At 63.5% G+C, this 573-nt stretch carries 1 pseudogene; it reads right to left on the bottom strand.

The features are described 5' to 3' along the window. Positions 1-573: pseudogene (locus tag EOA86_RS37610) on the bottom strand (glycosyltransferase family 2 protein); the annotation flags it as partial.

Raw genomic sequence — 573 nt, 5'->3', positions numbered from 1 at the left:
GCCGGAAATCATTGGCCACGGGATGCCGGCGTCTGTCTGCGCACAGCGACGCCAGCCGCTCTTCCAGATGGACCGGATCGTGGCGGACCGCCTCCGACGGCACGATTGTTAAGCCGATCCCGGAGGCTTGATCCGACAGCGCCTGCATGCGGCGGAAATCGTGGGTTACCCTCCAGCGCGCCCGCTCGGCGAGCTTTTCACCGAAGACCGAATGGTTGGCGCCGTGGATCCGGTAGGCGCCGACGCATTCCTCAATGGACTGGACGTGCCCGTACATAGGCGCCAGCGTTGCAAGATAGCCGTCGGCGCCCTGGCGGAACTCCGGCTCTGGAATCGGCATGATCGATTCCAGGGTTGTGCGGTCAAAGGCCAGCCCGCTGGTTACAGTTGTCTGGTAGCGGCCCTTGTGCAGAAGTTTCGGCATGACGTCGCCGCTGTCGAACGGCAGTTCGGGCGGCGGAAAGACGTCCTTGATGCGTTGCCGCTCGTCGACGATATGCAGCCTGGACTGCACCTGGGCCGTTGCCGCATCCCAGGTGTCGACGATTGTGGAAACAGCGGTCGGATAGAGGT

It is taken from the genome of Mesorhizobium sp. M5C.F.Ca.IN.020.32.2.1 (genome assembly GCF_004023105.1).
In the GTDB taxonomy this organism is placed as follows: Bacteria; Pseudomonadota; Alphaproteobacteria; order Rhizobiales; family Rhizobiaceae; genus Mesorhizobium; species Mesorhizobium wenxiniae.
The sequence above is the reverse complement of the archived record's forward strand: the minus strand, read 5'-3'. Positions and strand labels throughout refer to the sequence as shown.